The organism is Metabacillus rhizolycopersici, assembly GCF_020075705.1.
In genome coordinates, this window is sequence record NZ_JAIQUM010000344.1 from 1 (window position 1) to 225 (window position 225).

Annotated in this window: 1 protein-coding gene; it reads right to left on the bottom strand. The window is 44.0% G+C overall.

All coding sequences use genetic code 11. The features are described from left to right. The coding region (locus tag K9V48_RS30310) for a hypothetical protein (protein WP_438803937.1) at positions 1 to 225 on the bottom strand (225 nt) is incomplete at both ends.

Below are 225 nucleotides of genomic sequence, written 5' to 3' on the forward strand. Positions count from 1 at the left end.
GATCTTTGCTTTGGCCTTGTTCTTCGCTTTGAGCTTGATCTTTGCTTTGGCCTTGTTCTTCGCTTTGAGCTTGATCTTTGCTTTGGCCTTGTTCTTCACTTTGAGCTTGATCTTTGCTTTGGCCTTGTTCTTCGCTTTGAGCTTGATCTTTGCTTTGGCCTTGTTCTTCGCTTTGAGCTTGATCTTTGCTTTGGCCTTGTTCTTCGCTTTGAGCTTGATCTTTGC